15 protein-coding genes and 3 pseudogenes are annotated in these 19,776 nt (G+C 68.2%); 9 read left to right on the top strand and 9 right to left on the bottom strand.

Annotated elements, in window-relative coordinates; all coding sequences use genetic code 11:
• Positions 1-47: 47 nt before the first annotated feature.
• Positions 48-779, bottom strand: a complete 732-nt coding sequence (locus ACZ5VD_RS33335) for a class I SAM-dependent methyltransferase (protein WP_468553295.1) — start codon at positions 777-779, stop codon at positions 48-50.
• A gap of 512 nt (positions 780-1,291) precedes the next feature.
• Between ACZ5VD_RS33335 and ACZ5VD_RS33330 the strand changes: the two genes are divergently transcribed.
• Positions 1,292-1,606: a hypothetical protein gene (locus ACZ5VD_RS33330; protein ID WP_468553296.1), complete on the top strand. Its 315-nt coding sequence runs from the start codon at positions 1,292-1,294 to the stop codon at positions 1,604-1,606.
• A 33-nt stretch (positions 1,607-1,639) separates the two neighbouring features.
• On the opposite strand, the gene ACZ5VD_RS33325 is transcribed toward ACZ5VD_RS33330, so the two are convergent.
• Positions 1,640-1,897 (bottom strand): hypothetical protein, encoded by a 258-nt coding sequence (locus tag ACZ5VD_RS33325; RefSeq protein WP_468684334.1) that lies wholly within the window; start codon positions 1,895-1,897, stop codon positions 1,640-1,642.
• Positions 1,898-1,970: 73 nt separating this feature from the next.
• Between ACZ5VD_RS33325 and ACZ5VD_RS33320 the strand changes: the two genes are divergently transcribed.
• Entirely contained in the window at positions 1,971-4,280 is a 2,310-nt protein-coding gene (locus ACZ5VD_RS33320) for a molybdopterin-dependent oxidoreductase (RefSeq protein ID WP_468553298.1), read from the top strand.
• A 136-nt stretch (positions 4,281-4,416) separates the two neighbouring features.
• On the top strand, positions 4,417-4,968 hold the full coding sequence (locus ACZ5VD_RS33315; RefSeq protein ID WP_468553299.1) for an EF-hand domain-containing protein: 552 nt from the start codon (positions 4,417-4,419) through the stop codon (positions 4,966-4,968).
• Positions 4,969-5,398: 430 nt separating this feature from the next.
• On the opposite strand, the gene ACZ5VD_RS33310 is transcribed toward ACZ5VD_RS33315, so the two are convergent.
• The 3 genes from ACZ5VD_RS33310 to ACZ5VD_RS33300 all read right to left on the bottom strand — a co-directional run bounded on the left by ACZ5VD_RS33310 (position 5,399) and on the right by ACZ5VD_RS33300 (position 8,577).
• Positions 5,399-6,076, bottom strand: a complete 678-nt coding sequence (locus ACZ5VD_RS33310) for an HAD-IA family hydrolase (RefSeq protein ID WP_468684332.1) — start codon at positions 6,074-6,076, stop codon at positions 5,399-5,401.
• Between the two features lie 11 nt (positions 6,077-6,087).
• The gene (locus ACZ5VD_RS33305) at positions 6,088-7,125 is read right to left on the bottom strand and encodes a hydroxyacid dehydrogenase (protein WP_468684331.1); all 1,038 of its coding nucleotides are present in this window, start codon (positions 7,123-7,125) and stop codon (positions 6,088-6,090) included.
• Positions 7,126-7,707: 582 nt separating this feature from the next.
• Positions 7,708-8,577 (bottom strand): aldo/keto reductase, encoded by an 870-nt coding sequence (locus ACZ5VD_RS33300; RefSeq protein ID WP_468553302.1) that lies wholly within the window; start codon positions 8,575-8,577, stop codon positions 7,708-7,710.
• A 322-nt stretch (positions 8,578-8,899) separates the two neighbouring features.
• Here ACZ5VD_RS33300 and ACZ5VD_RS33295 point away from each other — a divergent pair.
• Positions 8,900-9,052 (top strand): annotated as a pseudogene (locus ACZ5VD_RS33295) (transcriptional regulator); the annotation flags it as partial.
• Here the strand turns inward: ACZ5VD_RS33295 and ACZ5VD_RS33290 are convergent.
• Positions 9,052-9,959 (bottom strand): IS5 family transposase gene (locus ACZ5VD_RS33290; protein ID WP_468684403.1). Its coding sequence is split into 2 segments (ribosomal slippage): positions 9,052-9,614 and positions 9,614-9,959, totalling 909 coding nucleotides; the frame shifts between segments, so codons are not numbered across the junction. The pseudogene ACZ5VD_RS33295 and the gene ACZ5VD_RS33290 sit on opposite strands and share 1 nt — an antisense overlap.
• 158 nt (positions 9,960-10,117) lie before the next feature.
• The gene (locus tag ACZ5VD_RS33285) at positions 10,118-10,585 is read right to left on the bottom strand and encodes a hypothetical protein (RefSeq protein ID WP_468553303.1); all 468 of its coding nucleotides are present in this window, start codon (positions 10,583-10,585) and stop codon (positions 10,118-10,120) included.
• Between the two features lie 396 nt (positions 10,586-10,981).
• Between ACZ5VD_RS33285 and ACZ5VD_RS33280 the strand changes: the two genes are divergently transcribed.
• Positions 10,982-12,202: a metallophosphoesterase gene (locus ACZ5VD_RS33280; protein ID WP_468553304.1), complete on the top strand. Its 1,221-nt coding sequence runs from the start codon at positions 10,982-10,984 to the stop codon at positions 12,200-12,202.
• A gap of 127 nt (positions 12,203-12,329) precedes the next feature.
• Here the strand turns inward: ACZ5VD_RS33280 and ACZ5VD_RS33275 are convergent, their stop codons facing one another.
• Positions 12,330-13,520, bottom strand: coding sequence for an RNA-guided endonuclease InsQ/TnpB family protein (locus tag ACZ5VD_RS33275; RefSeq protein ID WP_468684330.1), 1,191 nt, complete (start codon positions 13,518-13,520; stop codon positions 12,330-12,332).
• A 203-nt stretch (positions 13,521-13,723) separates the two neighbouring features.
• Positions 13,724-14,983: an MFS transporter gene (locus ACZ5VD_RS33270; protein WP_468553306.1), complete on the bottom strand. Its 1,260-nt coding sequence runs from the start codon at positions 14,981-14,983 to the stop codon at positions 13,724-13,726.
• A gap of 1,143 nt (positions 14,984-16,126) precedes the next feature.
• Between ACZ5VD_RS33270 and xynC the strand changes: the two genes are divergently transcribed.
• The 4 genes and pseudogenes from xynC (at position 16,127) to ACZ5VD_RS33250 (ending at position 19,508) form a co-directional block, all read left to right on the top strand.
• The gene (gene xynC / locus ACZ5VD_RS33265; protein WP_468553307.1) at positions 16,127-17,437 is read left to right on the top strand and encodes a glucuronoarabinoxylan endo-1,4-beta-xylanase XynC; all 1,311 of its coding nucleotides are present in this window, start codon (positions 16,127-16,129) and stop codon (positions 17,435-17,437) included.
• A 58-nt stretch (positions 17,438-17,495) separates the two neighbouring features.
• Positions 17,496-17,715 (top strand): annotated as a pseudogene (locus ACZ5VD_RS33260) (IS1380 family transposase); the annotation flags it as partial.
• 67 nt (positions 17,716-17,782) lie between these two features.
• Positions 17,783-18,000 (top strand): annotated as a pseudogene (locus ACZ5VD_RS33255) (IS1380 family transposase); the annotation flags it as partial.
• 374 nt (positions 18,001-18,374) lie between these two features.
• Positions 18,375-19,508, top strand: coding sequence for a DegT/DnrJ/EryC1/StrS family aminotransferase (locus ACZ5VD_RS33250; RefSeq protein WP_468684328.1), 1,134 nt, complete (start codon positions 18,375-18,377; stop codon positions 19,506-19,508).
• Positions 19,509-19,776 lie beyond the last annotated feature (268 nt).

The raw sequence follows: 19,776 nt of genomic DNA, 5'->3' as shown, positions 1-19,776 counted from the left end.
CGGCGGCGGTCGGCGCCTCGATGCCAACCCGGCTGAGCCGTCGGGGATCAGTGCCCCGGGCGGGCGACCAGGACCGTCGCCTGATCACCGATTCCGTGTGGTCGGACGGCAAAGTGGCGTGCCAGGGCCGGCGCCAGGGCGTTTCTGATCTCCTCGGCCTTCGCGTGCGGCCCGTACCAGAACTCGGTCAGCACGGATGCCGCCCTCGCGACCCGATCCGCTCTCCCCGTCTCGTCGAAACGAATCGACGCCTCAGTGCGCTGAAGGGAGAAGTCGGTGAAACCGTGCTCGGCGAGCACCTGGGCTGCCGTGGCCAGCAGATAGCCGTGATGGTCGTACGGCTCCTCAGCGACCGGTATGCAGACCTCGTTGAGGAGTGTCAGAAGCTCGTTCCCGGAACCGCCGGCGAACAGCACAATCTTCGATTCCGGCTCGCTGGGATCGCAGACCCGAATCATTTCCGTGACGGCGTGCCTGATGTCCTGGACGTATGGAAGCACCCATGCGCAGTAGACGGCATCGAACGAGGCGTCGGGAAAGGGAAGCGACTCAGCCGATCCGGCGAAGACGTTCACCGCGCCGGTGGCGGCTCCGTCACGGATCGTCTCCACCAGTTGGGCGTGCGGCTCGACGGCCGTACAGTGCCCGATCTGCGCGGCGACCGCGCGCGCCATCTCCCCACTGCCACCGCCGACGTCGAGCACGCGCTGATTGCCGGCCGTGAGGCTGCGGATAAGAGCGATCTCCTCGCCGCGCTCCAGCCGGGTCGCGAATCCCACCCATCCATCTCCGGTCACCTTTCGCGGACCGCGATACCGGGCCGGCAGCCGATCTAAGGGGCCTAACGCGGGATGTTCCATGAGCGCAGAGAGAGAAAGTGGTGCAGAGCGATCTGAATTGTGTGACATGCAGTCGTCCACCGGTGTGTGGAACCGTTCTTCGGTCATGCCAAGCCCACCTTTCTTAGCCATGTGTGAGACATCATGTTCAGGGGGAAAAGAGCGCACGGCCGCCCTGCCGAGACGTTCGCATTGCCCGCGGTGTCACCACTCGCATCGTCGGCCACCGAACGTTTTCCGAATTCCGCACGCAGCCGTGTGGTCGCCGTATTTGTTGGGGTCAACTGTCATGCGAAGCCTTCCCCGGTCACATGGTTGACGAATCGCGGAGTGCACGACCAGACTTCGAAACGGAACTTTAGGGCAGAGGTGAGAAGGCCTCTCAGGCAAACTGCGTCTTCGAACTCAGTCGGACAACGCTTCGCGACGGCTGCGTTTGGATGTTGCGCAGCGTGACCTTAGGCGTTGATTCTCGCGGTAGCGACTGGGCCAGGCCCTGGACGGCGCCTACGACCCCGCACTACCCCCTTGAACTCCGGCTGACCACTCTCGCCTGGGCCCACCTCGGCTTCGCCATCGACCACGCCGAGCTGCTGGAGCTGATGTACGCCAGCAAGCACGACACCGACGCCTCGGAGCAGAAGGCAGCCGCGGTCGCACGGACGCTGAACAACGCACCCAGGTCCTCGCGGATGGGCACCACCCGCCACCGCCCCCTGCCCAGAACAGCCACCACGAGCCCGAGCCCAAGACCCAGAGCAACCTGACCGGGTCCTACTGGCTAGAGCATCGCCGGGCCGTCAGGCGTGTCCGGGCAGGACTCTCAGCAGCGGGACGCAGCAGGACCACCCGGCCTGGGAGTTCAGGCCCGAGGCGAAGGAGGGGAACCGGTCGGCACGTTCGTTGGGTACGTCGTCGGCGAAGGCGTATCCGCAGACCGCCGCGACGGGATTCCAGGAGCCCGACGGCATGCCCACGCCGGAGAAGGCGCCGCCGAAGCGCACCGCCGGGGTTGGGCAGCAGACCGCGAGGGAAGCCTCTGTCCCGCGGAGCGTCAACTGAAGTGGAGCCCCTGTGACGTGAGCAACGCTGTCCGAGAGCAGCGGAACTTCAGGGATGGAGTTGAGCGCGGTGGAACGACGCATGTCGGTTGCAACGCACTGGGGCAGTTTTGTCGCGGTGGTCGATTCCGGTCGGTTGGTGCGTATCGAGCCGCAGGAGGATGACCCCGCGCCGTCGCCTATCGGCCCCGGAATGGTGACAGCCGCCGACGACAACGCTCGCGTACTGCGCCCCGCGGTGCGCAAGGGCTGGCTGAACGGCCTGCCGCGGACCCACGACACCGCCAGAGGCGCGGACGCCTTCGTGGAGGTGAGCTGGGACGAGGCGATCTCACTGGTGAGTGACGAACTCCGTCGAGTGCGTTCACAGCACGGAGACAGCGCGGTCTTCGGCGGATCCTACGGCTGGGCGAGTGCGGGCGCGTTCCACAACGCGCAGGGTCAACTCCACCGGTTCCTCGCGTTGGGCGGGGGATACACCGACTCGCGCAACACGTACAGCACCGCAGCTTTGGAGGTCATCCTCCCCCACGTGATCGGCGGGCATCCGTGGAGCTACCAGTCCCGGATGCCGATGTGGGACAAGATCGCAGAGAACTGCGAACTGGTGGTGGCGTTCGGCGGGCTCGCCCTCAAGAACAGTCAGATCAATCCCGGTGGGCTGGCCAGACACCAGACGCAGAACCTGCAGCGCCAGTGCCATGAGGCCGGAGTGCGGTTCGTCAACGTCAGTCCCATCCGCAGCGACGTCGCCGGCTTCCTCGACGCCCAGTGGCTGCCCGTCGTCCCCAACACCGACACCGCCGCGATGCTCGGCATCGCCCACACCATGCTGGTCAACGGGTGGCACGACGAGGACTTCCTTCGCCGGTGCTGCGCCGGATTCGACCGCTTCGCCTCCTACCTGCTCGGCGAGCACGATGGCGTCCCCAAGGACGCTGCCTGGGCAGCCAGGATCACAGGCATCAGCCGCGACGCGATCACCGATCTCGCCCGCCGCCTCACCACCCAGCGCTCCCTCATCATGGTCAACTACGCGGTACAACGGGCAGACCACGGCGAACAGCCGATCTGGATGTCCGTCGTACTGGCCGCCATGGCGGGCTCGATGGGCCGCCCCGGCTGTGGCTGGGGCGCAGGTTACGCGACGATGGACGCGACCGGCGTCGCCCCAGGCCGCCCCTCGGTGGCGACGATTCCCACGGTGTCCAACCCCGTTCCGGATTTCATCCCGGTCGCAAGGATCGCCGACACCCTGCTGCATCCAGGGAGGACCATCGACTACGACGGCCGGCGCCTCACCTTGCCTGAGCTGCGCCTGGTCTACTGGTGCGGAGGGAACCCGTTCCACCACCACCAGGACCTGCATCGGTTGTCCCGCGCCTGGCAGACCCCTGACACGGTGGTGGTTCACGAAGCCTGGTGGAACACCACGGCCAAGTTCGCGGACATCGTCCTTCCTGTCGCCACCAGCTTGGAACGCGACGACTTCGCCGCCGGATTCTCGGACCCCCACCTCGTCGCGATGCCGAGAGTCCGCGAACCGGAGGGCGAGTCGCGCACTGACCACCACATCTTCACCGCCTTGGCTTCCCGGCTCGGATACGAGCAGGAGTTCACAGAGTCGCGCTCCGAGATCGACTGGGTCCGACACCTTTACGAGCAGACGAGGGCCAATCTCGGCGACGATGCCGCCTTGCCGAGTTTCGACGACTTCTGGCAAAGCTCCACCGCCGAGCTGCCGGCGCTGGCCGGGCCGTTTCCCGGCAGCTTCGAGGCGCTCCGCTCAGATCCGCAGCGTTTCCCCCTGCCGACCCCATCGGGCCGCATCGAGATCTTCTCCGAGGAGATCGACTCGTTCGGCTACGACGACTGCGCCGGACATCCGACGTGGTTCGAACCGGTGGAGTGGCTACACGCCGATCTGTCGGACCGATTCCCGCTCCATTTGATTTCGAATCAGCCCGCCTCGCGCCTGCACAGCCAGTACGACAACGGCGGCCACAGCCTCAGTTCCAAGATTCGTGGCCGTGAGCCCGTGACACTCAATCCGTCGGACGCCGCATCCCGTGGCATCGAGAACGGCGTGATCGTACGCGTCTACAACGACCGAGGTAGCTGCCTCGCGGGCGCAGTGATTTCGGACGACGTCATGCAGGGCGTCGTACAACTGTCCACCGGAGCGTGGTGGGATCCGGTCCAGCCGGGCCTGAACGGAACCCTGGACCGCCACGGTAATCCGAACGTCCTTACGGCAGATCGACCGTGCTCACGCCTGTCCCAAGGGCCGAGCGCCCTCAGCGCGCTGGTCGACGTCGAACTGTACGGCGATCCCCCTCCTGAGGTGCTCGCCTATACGCCACCCGATCTCGAACACTGACACGAAAGCTTCCGGCCTTCTCGGGCCGGTTTCCGTGCCCTCGATCGTCACAATGCAGCAGGCTGTCTCTGGCCGCCGAGAGGCTCTCCACATGCACGTTTGCACTTTCGTAACCGTATGAATACTGTGCGTATTCGTGACTGCACTTCAAAACCTCAAGTACGCCCAGTGGTTCAGAGGCGCCGACGTCGACGGCGACGGGTTCATCACCCAGCGGGACGTCCGCATGATGAGCGAGCGCTACATCACCGCCCGCGGCACCACTCCGGACTCCGCGACCGCCCACCTGCTCACCGAGGGGATGGACGGCTTCTGGACGAACGTGATCGCCCCGATGGATCAGGACGGTGACGGGAAGGTCGATCTGCGGGAGATGACCGAAGGGTTCAGGCGGGTCCTGACCGACCCCGCCCTGTACCCGGAGCAGATCGAGCCGGTCACCAACTGCTTCTTCGACCTCGTCGATCTCAACGCAGACGGCAAGATCGACCAGGCGGAGTTCCAGCAGATGTTCGACTCAGTCGCCGGCGTTCCCGGCGAGGACTGCGCCGCGGTCTTCGCCGCTTTGGACCGGGACGGCTCCGGCGCGCTGGACCGCGCCGAATTCCACCAGGCGCTCACGGAGTTCTTCTACGGCAACAACCCGGACGCTCCTGCCAACCACCTGTTCGGGAAAGTCGCCGCCTGACGGCCATAGATACGGCCCGGGAACTGCACACCCACAGCACTGCTGGTGTGGGCGTGCAGCGCGAAGACCTCACGCCAGGGCAGCCCCTGACGACGCCTCTCCGGTCGGGGCTGCAGACCCGTCGCCCTCGTCCCTCCGGCGCGGCCGGGTCTCGCAGCGGCCGCAGTGCCCCCGGCGACCGGGGGTGAGGTGGTCTGAAGCTATGACGGCCTTGCCACTCAGGACGCGGACATCCCCGTCAATGCTTCGCCCACACGTCCGCGTCCATGTCGCGTAGGCGGCCATGGCGCCTCAGGTCTGGCGTGCACCTCCCCCACCCATCCCGTGCCGATGATCCCGGAGCATGGTGCGTGGCTCGGTATCTGAAGTCCTCTGTGTGTCGGGGACACCGGCCGCAGGCCGGCGCGCGGGTCGGATGCGCAGGGCGTGGTCAGGACCGCAGCAGGTCGGCGGCGGCGAGCTGGAGTACGCCGTCGTGCCAGGTCAGGCCGCGCAGGTCGCGGACGACGATGGTGGCGGCGGTGGCCAGTGCGCGCTGGCCGACTCCGATGACGGTTGCGCCCGCTGCGGCTCCGGCCTTCGCTCCTGCGGTGCTGTCCTCGAAGACAACGGTCCGCGCGGGGGCGAAGCCCAGCTTCCTGGCCGCTCTGCGGTAGCCGTCGGGGGCCGGTTTGCCGTGGCTGACGTCGTCTGCGGTGATGAGCACGGGCGGGGTGGGCAGTCCCGCCGCTGCTAGGCGGGCCCGGGCCAAGGCGGTGACTCCGGAGGTCACCACCGCCCACCGCTCGCGCGGCAGGCCGGCGAGGAAGTCGAGGGCGCCGGGGAGCGCTGTGGTGGCGGCCGCGGCCTGGACCTCCAGGCGGTCGATCGAGGCGAGTGCGGCCGGCCGCTCCTTCGGGTCGGGCACCAGGAGCGCGACGGTGTCGGCCGAACGGCGGCCGTGCACCATGGCGGTCACCTGTTCCGGCGGCAGGCCGCGGTCGCGTGCCCATTGGCTCCAGGCCTGGTCGACACCGTGGTCGGAGTCGACCAGGACACCGTCGTTGTCGAAGAGCAGGCCCTGGCAGGGGATGTCGAGCACGGTGAGCGGGTGGGGCTGTTCGGTCATGGGTGGTCTCTTCAAGTCACGGGACGGTTACGGTAGCGGCCGACCAGTTCACGGGCGGCGCTCTGCATACGGGCAGGTGGAAGCCCCTGGGCGAGGAGGGTCAGGTCGTCGAGGACCATGTCGCCGATGGACTGGAAGGCTTGCGGGATGCCGCCCGCGCGGTGGGCGGACAGCACGAGCCCGTCGAGAGTGCGGGCCGGGTCGTCGGCGGCGACCGGTTCGTCCGGCCATACGTCGATGCCCGCGAGCAGGCGTCCGCGCGCGACGTGGGCAAGGAGCGCCGGGTAGTCGACGACGGGGGCGCGGCTGACCAGGATGAGGCGGGCGCCGTCGGGCAGCAGGTCGAGTTCGCGTTCCCCGATCAGGTGGCGGCTGTCGTCCGTGACGGTGGCCAGCACGAACACGAAGCGGCTGTGGGACAGGGTCTCGTCCAGCGAGGCGGGCAGCACGCCGTGTTCGTGCAGGACGCCGGGGGGCAGCCAGGGGTCGTATACGCGGATGGTGGGCCGGAAGGGGGCGAGGAGCCGGTTGAGGCTGCGGCCGAGGTTGCCGAAGCCGACCAGTCCCACGGCGGAGCCTTGCAGCAGGACGGCGTCGGCGTTGCCGTCAGAGACGTACCGCTCCTGTCCGGCGCGGAAGGCACGGTCCTCGCGGCTGATGCCCCGGGCGAGGTCGAGGGCGAGTCCGAGGGAGTACTCGGCGACGGCCTGGGCGTAGGCGGGTCCGCAGCCCAGGACGTGGATGCCGCGTTCGAAGCAGGTCGGGTAGTCGACGTTGGGCAAGAAGTTGCCTTCGACGTTCAGCAGAGCCCGCAACCTGACCGCGCGAGCGAGCCGTCCGGTTGGCATGTCGGGCTGACCGACGATCGCGAAGGCGTCGGGCAGAACCTCCTCAAATGCTTCCTCGGAGGGATCCTTCTCCAGGTCCACCACGGCGAAGCGGTCGCGGAGCAGTTCCAGGGCGGCGGGGGTGAAGATGCGGTCCGTGCGCTGTGGGGCGGGGCGCAGGACCACCACGGGCTTGGCGGAGGTGGAGGACGGGATGCTCACAGAACTCCTTGCGCGCGTACGGGTATCGGATCGCCCGCCGGTCACAGTTCGGCCCTGTTGGCGCCGGTGACCGGGGCGACGAGTTCCTCGACGGTGGTGCCGCGGGGGTGGCGACAGGCGATGGCGCGGCTCTTTGAGGATTCCGGTGACGACGACGGCTGCGATGCCCGGGCCGGTGATGTTCTTGCCGTCGAAGAGGCTAGCGCCTCCCCGGACGGCGGCGGCGAAGGAGGTGGGCTGGTACCCGGTGCCGACGAGGGGCTCGGCCGCCGACCAGGGCTACCAGCAAGATGTCGCCGAGTGCCGGCAGAAGTCCGGCGATCGCGCAGACGGTGACCTTGATACGGGTGAAACTGAGCCGAGGGCGTCGGCCGTGCCCTGGTTGCCGCCGACGACCGGCACATCGGTACCGAAGGCGGCATGGACGAGGATGATCCGCTGGTGGCTTTGTTCGTGATGATCCCGGGCCGTTCCGTAGGCGGGCGCGGCCGGTACAGACAGTGCCGCTGAGCGGAGCGTCGCCGTCGCCGCCTGAACGGGGCGCCCCGCTGCTTCGGCGCTTGCGGGACGCCCCTTTCACGGTCAGCCGAGGGCGCTCAGCTGCGCGACCTCGTCGTCGGTCAGCGAGATGGCTGCCGCGGCGACGTTGTCCTCCAGGTGGGCGACCCTGGAGGTGCCGGGGATCGGCAGGATCACCGGGGAACGGTGCAGGAGCCAGGCGAGCGCCAACTGTGCGGGAGTGGCCTCGTGGCGGACGGCGGCCTCCGCGAGGATGCTGCCCGGCTGCGCCAGCTTCCCGGTCGCCAGCGGGAACCACGGGATGAACGCGATGCCCTCGCGCTCGCAGTGCTCAAGCACCGCCTCGGAGCCGCGCTCGGCCAGGTTGAAGAGGTTCTGCACCGACACGATCGGGACGTACTGCTGCGCCTCCACCAGCTGCTCGACCGTCACTTCGGACAGGCCGACGTGCCGGATCTTGCCCTGATCCCGCAGCTGCGCGAGCGCGCCGACCTGCTCGGCCAGCGGCACATTCGGGTCGACCCTGTGCAGCTGGTAGAGGTCGATGCGCTCCAGCTTCAGACGCTGCAGGCTCCCCTCCACACACTGCCGCAGGTACTCCGGGCGGCCATCGGGCACCCACTGGTCGGGCCCGGGCCGGGTGTTGGCGCCCTTCGTCGCGATCAGCAGGTCGTCGGCGTACGGGTGGAGCGCCTCGGCGATCAGCGTCTCGTTGACATGCGGCCCGTACGCGTCGGCGGTGTCGATGAAGGTGACGCCGAGCTCGACGGCCCGGCGCAGCACCCTGATCGCCTCGTCGCGGTTGTCGGGCTCACCCCACACGCCTTTGCCGGTGAGCTGCATGGCGCCGTAGCCGAGCCGGTGTACCGGCAGGTCGCCGCCGATGGAGAAGGTACCGCTCGCCTCTGCGGGGCGGACAGACGGATCGCTCATGTTGTCCTCGATCTTTGATCTTCGTCGTGTTGATGTGTGTCCGGGCCTTTGGACCGGATTTCTCATACGGCCCCACCGTCCGTCGGGACCGGTGGTGGCGGCCTGCCTGGCACGGCTGGGGCGCGCTGATCCGGGCGCCCACCGTGCCCGGATCAGCGTGGGGGCTTCTCCTTGGGCAAGGGGGGCAACCGCGTCAGACGGTCGAAGGGGCTGAGTGCCACGCTGTCCAGGTAACCGGTACATCGCGTGGGCAAACAGTTACTGATGAGGGGTGTACTGGCAGTACATCTCTCAGGGCAGGCGGGCGGCGTACGGTCTGGGTGTGGACACCCGTGATGAAGTCCGCGAGTTCCTCACCTGGCGGAGAGCCAGGATCACCCCGGAGCGGGCAGGGCTGCCGGCCGGCAGCCGGCGCCGCGTGCCCGGACTGCGCAGGAGCGAGGTCGCCACACTGGCCGACGTCAGCGTCGAGTACTAGGTTCTGTCTGACAAATGATCTTGGGTGGGTTCGCGGAGCCAGAGGATGAGTGCCGCGAGGTGGATGCCGGCCTTGTAGCGGTCGGCGAGTTTGTCGAAGCGGGTGGCGATCGCGCGGAATTGCTTGAGGCGGTTGAAGCAGCGTTCGACGACGTTGCGGGCCTTGTAGAGGTCGCGGTCGAAGGCCGGCGGTCTGCCTCCGGCCCGTCCGCGCCGCATCCGGTTGGCCTTCTGGTCCGCCCGTTCGGGGATGACGGCTCGGATGCCCCGGCGCCGCAGCGTCTGGCGGATCGCCCGTGACGAATACGCTTTGTCGGCGATGACCGCGTCGGGCCTGCGGCGCGGCCGGCCGACGCCGGCCCGGGGCACTCTCACCGCGTCCAGGACCGCGTCGAAGACGGTGGAGTCGTTGACGTTGCCCGGCGTGACGAGGACGGCCAGGGGCAGGCCCCGGCCGTCACAGGCGAGGTGGACCTTGGTGGTCAGCCCGCCGCGGGACCGGCCGAGCGCCTGACGATCCGCTGCGCGTTCCGGATCTTCCAGTTCGTCCCCCGACGCCGCCCCTTTTTGCGGGCGCCGGCGGCGTGCTGGTGCGCACGGTTGATCGTGGAGTCGACCGACACGGTCCACTCCACCGCCCCGACCGAGTCGTCGCGGACCTGGACCTCCTCGAGCAGGCGGGCCCAGGTCCCGTCCGCCTCCCACCGGGCGAACCGCTCATAGACCGTCTGCCACGGCCCGAAGCGTTCCGGCAGGTCACGCCACGGAGCACCCGTCCGCAACCGCCACAACACCCCGTTGATCACCTGCCGGTGATCCCGCCACGGACGACCCCGCCCGTCAACACCCGGCAACAGCAGCGCTATCCGCTCCCACGCCGCATCCGTCAGCTCACCACGACCCACCACAAGATCAATTATCAGACAGGACCTAGGCCAAGCCGGAACGCGGCCACGTCGCCGGCGTCTCCCCCGCCTGGCTCTATCGGTGAGTCCTGGCTTCTGGCACGGATCTTGGGGAGCGTTCGCGGAGCATCACTGGACAGACAGTTTCGCGGCTTTGATCACGCCTGTTCTTGGTAAACCCTGATTTCCGTGGGATGGAAGTTGCGGAGGATCGCCCAGAATTCAAGGAGGCCCAGGTCATCGGCCCAGCGTTCGAGTTCGTCGTCCGTGTCGTGGAAGAACCAGGACTCGAAGTACCCCAGTGTGCGGAGTCGGAGGACGGGTTCGTACCGAAGTTCGCAGTGGAGCTGGATGTAATGATCATGCTCGCCGCAAGAGTCGTTGACCTCGAACTGCCGGGCAAGGTCCAGCGTGAAGACGCGCGGGCCCTCGAAGGAGTGGGTCCCGTACTGGAAGAGAAGACCATCGGCGTCCGGTGTGCCCGCTGTGTCGAAGCGTTGCGAGCCGAAGCGAACGAACCTGAGCCACACCTCGTCCACGTCCAGCTCAGCGAAGGGCTGTTGCCCAGGACTCAGCTCATATCGAAGTCGCTCCTGGGCCCGGTCTATGGGCAGTCTCCTCGACATCCCTCTCCTTCGCGGGTCTCGATGGAATCAAATCTCGCGGCGATCTTCTCAGCCCACCCCAGTCCGACCGGAAGCCCGTCATCTTCTCGTGGTGGAACAGCACGAAGCTGACGTCGCGGTCGTGTCCGACGTAGTTGGCGACGGACACGGCGATGACCTTGTTGTGCGTGGTGACGTCGTCGTGACCGTTCCGGCGGGCCGGATCTTGTTGCGCTCGCCCCAAGAAGCCTCAGTCCCGGCCAGGTGAGCCTGGATCGTGCAACACCACGCGCACACCGGCCGCTACGCCTCCCGCGCAACGGAAGCATGGCGCGGCGTAGGTAGGCTCCCCCTTCCTGCAGAAGACGACCGGCTACAGTGCGCGCGACGGCAGCCTGGTTGCCAAGGAGGGGAAGCGTGACCCACACCAGCGAGACCCGATCCGACGACAGCGCAGCGCACGAGACTCGGCAGAGCCGACTGCACCGGCTGATGCGCTATCTCCCCCTGGTCGCCCCCGTCCTGCTGTGGACCGTGCCCTGCTGGGTGCTGCTGCACGCCGGCCAGCACTGGCCGCTGCCCGTGGCGATAGGCGGCACAGCTCTGTTCGTACTCGGTCTGATCGCCATGCCGCTCGCGATGATGCGCGGCCACGGCCGGCGGCAGCAGGACTGGGCGGCGATCGTCGGAGACACTCTCCTTGGGACCAGCTGGGTACTGTTCACCTGGTCCGTCCTGCTCGGCGTCCTGCTGCGCCTCGCTCTGACCGTGACCGGCGTCGGCGACGGCCAGGACCGGGCCAGGATCGTCACCTGGGCGGTCCTCGGCGCAGCTGGCGCGCTGCTCACCTGGGGGTACGCCGAGGCCCGCCGGGTACCACGGGTGCGCCACCTCGACGTGCAACTTCCGCGCCTGAGAGCCGGATTGGACGGCACCCGCGTCGTTCTCATCACCGACACGCACTACGGCCCGCTCGACCGCGCCCGCTGGTCGGCGCGGGTCTGCGCGAAGGTCAACACCCTGGAGGCCGACCTGGTCTGCCACACCGGCGACATCGCGGACGGCACGGCCGAACTCCGCCGCGCCCAGGCCGCTCCGCTCGGCACCGTGCGAGCCACCCGGGCCCGGGTCTACGTCACCGGAAACCACGAGTACTACAGCGAGGCCCAGGGCTGGGTCGACCTGATGGACGAGCTGGGCTGGGAGCCGCTGCGCAACCGTCATCTGCTGCTCGAACGCGGTGGCGACACCCTCGTGGTCGCCGGCGTGGATGACGTCACGGCCGAGTCCTCCGGCCTGGCCGGCCACCGTGCCCACCTCGCCGGAGCCCTGCACGGCGCCGACCCCGACCACCCCATCCTGCTCCTGGCCCACCAGCCCAAGTTCGTCGACCGGGCAGCAGCAGGCGGCGTCGACCTCCAACTCTCCGGCCACACCCACGGCGGCCAGATCTGGCCCTTCCACCACCTCGTCCGCCTCGACCAGCCCGCCGTCGCCGGTCTCAGCCGCCACGGCACCCGCACTCTCCTCTACACCAGCCGCGGCACCGGTTTCTGGGGCCCGCCGTTCCGCGTCTTCGCCCCCAGCGAGATCACCCTGCTCGTACTCCGCTCCCCGCAGCCGCCGCCCACGCCGTAACACGGACCAGGCCGACCAGAGGGAACCCCAGTCCTGCGCCGGCTGCGCGTGGGGCTCCAGCCGCCCTGCGAACGGTGTGACGCCACACCTTGTTGACTTCCTCCCCTTCCTGAAGGAGGGGCAGTTCCTACGGCTCGCGCTGTAGGGGTTTCTGCTTCATCGCCGACTGCCCGCCCGGAATGCTCCGTTGAGGTCTTACGCCGGCTCCACAGACAGACGCCGTCAGGCCGACGGCCAGGATGTTGCGTGCCGCATTCACATCACGGTCATGCACAGCACCGCACTCACACGTCCAGGTACGGACGTCCAGCGCCATCTTCGCCGCAACCCTGCCGCAGACCCCGCACAGCTTCGAGCTGGGGAACCAGCGGTCGATCACGACGAGTTGGCGTCCGTACCAGGCGCACTTGTATTCCAGCAGGGAGCGCAGTTCTCTCCAGGAGGCGTCGGAGATGGCGCGGGCCAGGCTGTGGTTCTTGAGCAGGTTGCGGACGGAGAGGTCCTCGATCACGACCGTTTGGTTCTCACGGACAAGACGAGTCGACAGCTGGTGCAGGAAATCACGGCGCCGGTCAGTGATCCGCGCATGGATCCTGGCGACACGACGCCGGGCTTTCTCCCGGTTCGCCGAGCCTTTGGCTTTACGGGAGAGCTCCCGCTGCGCGCGGGCCAGGCGCTTGCGGTCATGCCGCTCATGCTTCGGGTTGGTGATCTTCTCGCCCGTGGACAAGGTCACCAGGGAGGTGATTCCGGCATCCAGGCCCACTGCCGCTGTGGTGGCGGGGGCCGGGGTGATGTGGTCCTCGCACAGCAGGGACACGAACCAGCGCCCCGCCGCATCACGGGAGACGGTCACCGTGGACGGCTGTGTTCCCCCGGGCAGTGGACGCGACCAGCGGATGTCCAGCGATCCCGGCATCTTCGCCAGCGTCAGACATCCGTTACGCCAGGTGAAGGCGGAGCGGGTGTATTCGGCCGACGCACCAGACTTCTTCCGGCTCTTGAAGCGCGGATACTTCGCCCGCTTGGCGAAAAAGCTGGCGAACGCCGTCTGCAAGTGCCGCAACGCCTGCTGGAGCGGGACCGAGGACACCTCGGTAAGGAAGGCGAATTCCTCGCTCTTCTTCCACTGCGTGAGCGCGGCAGAAGACTGCGCGTAAGAGATCCGGCGCTGCTCGGTGTGCCAGGCGCGGGTGCGTTCCTCCAGCGCCTTGTTGTAGACGAGGCGGACACAGCCGAACGTCCGCGACAGCTCAGCCGCCTGACCGTCGGTGGGGTAGAAGCGGTACTTGAACGCCCGCTTGACCTGCCGCGCCATACCTCACAAGCTATCAGCTTCGATACAGGCAACGGGTGTTGGCCGGTGGCCGGTAACCGGCCAACGCGGGTCCGCCCCCGGGGGCGGACCCGCTTTTCCTGCCCTGCTCCGCAGAAGCTTCGTTTCCTCCCCCGGCTAAAGCCGGGGGCATGCACGAAGAAACGCCACGATGAACCCTCACACCCACGACCGCGGCGGCCGGTTCAGCCTGTTGTACGCCGGACCGCCGTGCCCTGGGCGGGGTTGGCCGCTGGCTCCTTGGCCGATGACAACTCCCGGCGCCGGAAGGTGCCCGCGGCCAGCGTCATCGGGCCGATCAGCAACACGAGTACCGCGACAGCGCCGAGCGCGACGGGCAGGCTGGTCAGCTGGGCGATGCCGCCCACCATCGGAGGCCCGAGCAAGAACCCGCTGTAGGCGATGGTGGTGGCGAACGCGACTTCGCGCTCGCCACCACCCCCGTCAGCCCGTCGCCCGGCCGCGCCGCTCAACTCCATGACGACGGGGGACGCGTATGCCAAACCGACACCAGCGACGGCGAAGCCGGCGAAGGCGAACGCCGACGACGGCACGATGACCGCCGTGGCCAGCCCCAGCCCGCCGATGACCGCACCCCCGATGAGCATCCGTGGTGCGCCCCAGCGACGCTGGATCGCCTCACCGCACAAGCGGGTGCACGCCATGGTGACCGAGAAGCACGCGTAGATCAGGGCACCGGTGGCCTCGCTGAGACCGCGCTCCTGCACACCGAACAGTGCCGACCAGTCGGCGGTCGCTCCTTCGGCGATCGAGGCGCACAGGGCCACGCCGCCGAGCAGCCACAGCGCCGGTCGCCTGAACGGTGCCCGCTCGGTGCGCCCGCTCTTTGAGGGCACCTTGAGGAGTTCCTCGACGGGAATCCAGCGTGCGATGCCGATGGTGACGCCGCCGCAGATCACGGCGACGATGACAAAATGTCGGCTCGGCGCCAAGCCTTGTCCGGCGGCGACCGCAGCGCCGACCGAACCGGCCAGCGTGCCGAAACTGAAGGCCGCGTGGAACAGCGGCATGATCGCCCGGCCGGTCCGCCGGGTTGCTGTCACGCCGGACACGTTCATCGCCACGTCCATCACGCCGACCATCGCGCCGAGAACGATCAGGAACAGGCCGAGCGTGGCGGGCGACCTCGCCAGTCCCAGCGCCGGAAGCATCGCGGACCCCGCAACGCCGGACACCGTCATCACGACGCGAGCGCCGAACGCCGCGCACAACCGACCGGCAAGAAGCGAAGCGGCGATCATACCGACGCTGGCACCCAGCAGGGACAGTCCCAGCGCACCCTCCTCCGCACCGATCTGCGCGGCCAGCGCCGGCACCCGAGGGGCCCACGAGCCGAGCAGCGCACCGTTGAGGACGAACGCACCAAGTACCGCGATGATTGCCGGGTCCCGGCCACCGGCCCGCTCTGGATGGGTTCCAGTCATTGTCAACTCCCTCCCGGCCCGTTCCTGGTCGAGCCACGATCGGCCCGGCACCGGGGCACACCTGCGGAGATCTGAGTGGATCACGCCGATGGAATCGAACGTAGGCGCGTCGGCACACCCGTCAACCTCGTCGACAGGTTCACGCCAAGAGGATGGCTGATTCACGCAAGCAGGTAGGGCGTCAGCAAGCAGCCCGTCAGTCTTTCTACAAGAAGCGAGCGGGCTGGCAGCATCGTGGTCACCGGCTTGGGCATGGCGCGTTTGTTCTTCATCGCGGCCATCAGATCCCGCCAACTGCCGGACGTCACCCGCCGATGCGTTGCCGACCGCACCGAGCCGGGCAGCGTCGGACTGCGCAGAGCTCGGTCGTTGCTGTCCCAGTCGTCCAGGGCGCTTCCCTATGAGGGACGACGAACGTTCACCTGGACGCAGCGCGAGGTCAGTGGGACAGCTTCAGGTCGGCCCACTGCAGGTTCATGGCCTGCCAGGTCGATGCGTTGGCCGGTTTGATCGCCACTGTTCGGCTGCCCGCGGCGGACACCGTGGCCGTGCCCTGGACCCGTGGTGTATGCGCCCCAGCTTGAGGTTCGTGCCACCGAGACCGTGGTGCTGCCCGCGCCGGTGTCGAGCGTGAAGGAGGTGGCGCCGTAACAGGCGGAGACCCGCGCTCGCAGGGCATAGGCGCCCGCGGCCGGGGACGTCACTGTCCAGGAGGCCGTGGCGCTCGGGCTGGTCCAGTAGCCGACGCGACTCACGAGGCGGCCCAAGACCTCAAGCCCGGGACACCCGGTCAGAACGGTTCAACGGTAGACGCTCGCCTGCCGCCCGCCCTCGGGCGGCCATCCTTGTGATGCTTCGCCGCGTTCGGTGCGGACCATCCCGCCCGCACTTCATCGCGCACTGGGCCTTGCGGTGGCGAGTGGCAGTCGTTAACTTGCCGACCGACCAAGAACGCGAAATCTTGCATGCCGTTCGCCATACCGAACGACAAGGGGTGGCTCCCCCAGCCGCCCTGGGCAGGTCGAGGCAACGACCGGCAGTACCCCCTCCGAACTGGAACAGCGGGTAGCCCTTCCCGCGGGTGGGAGCGCTCCCACCCGTGGGGCGGAGACAGATCTGCACCGACGAGCAAGAGGAGGAGACGTGACGCAAGAGCGGAACGAACCCGTGAGCGGCGAGCGCAGATCGCCGAGCCGGAGGACCGTCCTGGCCACGCTGGGGACCCTGCCGGTCCTCACGGCCACGACGTCGGCCCTGGGGGCTACGCAGGCCGGGGCGGCGACGGCCGCCACCGCGGTCATCGACCCGTCGGCGCGGCGGCAGACGATCCGGGGCTTCGGCGGCATGACCCACACGGCCTGGATCGGCGACCTGACAGCCGCCCAGCGCGACACGGCATTCGGCACTGGCGAGGGCCGGCTGGGGTTCTCCGTGCTGAGGATCCCCGTCCCCGAGACCCAGGCGGCCTGGAGCCGTGATGTAGCGACGGCCAGGCGCGCCATCGAGCTCGGGGCGACCGTCATCGCGTCGCCGTGGAATCCCCCCGCCAGCATGGTCGAGACCTTCGTCCGAGGTACTCAGACCGATGCGAAACGCCTCAGGTACAACATGTACGGCGCCTATGCCCAGCACCTCAACGACTTCAGCACGTTCATGCGGAACAACGGGGTGAACCTGTACGGCATATCGGTGCAGAACGAGCCCGACTACGCTCACGACTGGACGTGGTGGACCCCCGCCGAAATCCTCCGCTTCATGCGGGAGAACGCCGGCTCGATCGGCACCAGGGTCATCGCACCCGAGTCCTTCCAGTACCGGAAGGACATCTCGGACCCGATCCTCAACGACTCCGTGGCGCTCGCCAACGTGGACATCATCGGGGCCCACCTCTACGGCACGGCCTTCTCCAACTTCCCCTATCCCCTCTTCAAGCAGAAGGGTGCCGGCAAGGAACTCTGGATGACCGAGGTCTACCACCCCAACAGCAGTGATTCGGCCGACCTCTGGCCCCAGGCGCTCGACGTCGGGGAGCACATCCACCGCGCCATGGTGGACGCCGAGTTCCAGGCATACATCTGGTGGTACATCCGGCGCAGCTACGGCCCCATGCGGGAGGACGGTCAGATCAGCAAGCGCGGCGCCTGCATGGCGCACTTCGCCAGGTTCGTCCGCCCCGGATATGTGCGCGTCGAGGCGACGGCGAACCCGGCGTCGAACGTCTACGTCTCGGCGTACCGGGGCGGTCAGTCCACGGTCGTCGTGGTTGCCGTCAACAAGGGGACTGCTGCGGTGAGCCAGCAGTTCTCCCTGGCGAACGGCACGGTGTCCAGCGTCTCGTCCTGGCTGACTGATGCGAGCCGGAACGTCGCGCCCCAGGGTACGACCGGTGTGTCGAACAGGTCTTTCACCTCGTCGCTTCCCGCTCGAAGCGTGACGACCTTCGTGACCGCGTGACCGTGATCTAGGCTCCCCGGGGGATCCAGGGAGTGGTGAAGTGCTCGTGAAGCATGGTGGCGACTGCCTGACCGGCCGGCCCAAGGAATACATACGGCGGATCGTCCGCAACGAGCGCTCTCGCCCAGGGTGCCCGGTTACGGGTCACCGGCGCCGGCGGTGTGCGGCTGACCTGTTTCGCCACCAACGCCAGGAACAGTCCGGTTGCCGAACGGGAACCGCGACACCGCCGTCGGGCCCACGCCAAGGAACGCATCCGTGCAGCGTGGGCCTCCGGCCCGCAACTCGCGTCTGCGTGGGCGGCGCTGAGCCAGGGTTGAATGGTGATCGTCCCGGCTCGTACGGGATCTGTCGGACTGGATGTCGCTGCTCGCTCTCACCGGCAGGGCCCGACTTCGGCAGCCCCGGCCGGCGCCTGCGACTACGGCTGCTCTCCACAGCCGCCCAACTCGACGCCACCGGCCGACAACGCACTCTGCGCCCCGCGCCCCGCGCCCCACTGCCCCTGGACCGAAGCGATCACGACCACCCTCATCCGACTCGATGCCCTCCCCACCTCAGGCCCGTCGGCGGAGTCCCGGTCCGCGAACAGCGCGCTCCCGGGGCCGTGGAACCAGGCATCCACTCGGCACGACGGCCGGGCCATTGGCGTGCCCGCACCTTGGCATCACCGTTTTGGACGAGCGGTGCGGCCTGTTGACGTCCCCTGGTTGACATCCCGTCTTTCGTCGGGCCGCCTGTCGGCACCGGTTGAATGCCTAGAGACGACGCACCGATATCACCAGCGCACGGGCGGAGCCTCTCGCCACCTCGATCGTTAAGCGGCAACCGGGAGCCTTCGAAGGTCGTGTGCCAGCCCGTTTTCCCGTGTCCTTCCCCTGGTGTTTTCCCGGCCCGTCCGTCGGCGCCGGTACTCGGAAACGGATGTCCCCTCCTGATGAGCACTACTGTCCCGCCGGGCGTTCTCACCGTTCCCGCCGAGGTCCACGGCCGGCGTCTGCAGGCCATGCGCGCCGAGGTTCTGCGTCTGACCGACGAGGTCCTCTCCAGCGGCGTGTTCCACGGCGGTCCCCGCGTACGGGAGTTGGAACGCCTGACAGGCCGGGTGTGGGGAGGCCATCCTGTGGGCGCCAGCTCGGGCACGATGGCTCTGGAGGCCGCTTGCCGGGCACTCGGTATCGGCGCGGGTGACGAGGTGATCGTGCCGGCGCTGACGTTCGTTTCCACCAGCTTCGCACCCGCTCACGCAGGTGCCGTCCCGGTCGTCGCCGACATCGACCCGCTCACCCGGACCCTGGACGCCGAAGCCGTGGGGGCTGCCATCACCTCGCGGACCAAAGCCGTGATCGCGGTCCACATGTACGGCCAGTGTGCCGACATGACCGCCCTGAACGCGATCGCCTCACAATACGGCCTGGCCGTCATCGAGGACTGCGCGCAGGCTGCCGGCGCCACTCATCACGGCCGGGCGGCGGGCACTCTGGGCGACATCGGCTGCTTCTCCATGTGGGCCGGGAAGAACCTCGGGGGCCTCAGCGACGCCGGCCTGCTCATCGCACACGACCCCGGTATGGTCCCGGTGCTGCGCCAACTCATCGACCTGGGCCGGCACCAGGACCGCCACGTCCACCATGTCCCGGGTCACCGCGGCTGGCTGAGCGAGCTCGACGCAGCCGTCATCACGCACCAGCTCGGTCTGCTCCCGCAGTGGATCGGACAACGCCGCGACATCGCCGCCCAGTACAACCGCGCGTTCGCCGGCCTGGCTCTGCAGACACCGGACGACGCACCCGGCCGCCCGCACACCTATGACAAGTATCCGATCACCCTTCCCACCGCGCACGAGGCCCGCCGCCTGGCCGACCAGCTCACCGCAGCCGGAATCACCACCGAACAGATCTACCCGGTACTCCCCCACCAACAGCCCGCCTTCACCCAGATCCCCCACCGCGTGGACTCCGCGGACCACGCCCTCGACCTCACCAGCCGTACCCTCTGCCTGCCCATCGCGCCCGAACTCACCCGGACAGAAACCGACCACGTCACGGACACCGTGCTCGCCTGCCGGTGAAGCACGTGCACAGCGCCGACCCGGACAGAGCCTGGCCACGGATCCGCCTACCGCAGACGGGTCCGCGGGCTTTGTAGGTGAGCGCCGGGGTCTGGCACAGATCTTGGGAACCTGCACGCGAAGACCGGCTCCCCGACTGGTGCACGGAAACCGTCCCACCCCGGCCCAAGCAGGCCGCCAGGCTCGAAGAGCCAGCGACCAACCACCCGTCACGCCCACCATAAAGTCGGTGCCAAGCCCCACCGCGGTGCCTGACGCTCCGCCCGCC

It is taken from the genome of Streptomyces sp. NPDC032822 (assembly GCF_055578825.1).
This window is presented reverse-complemented; position numbering and strand designations above follow the sequence as displayed.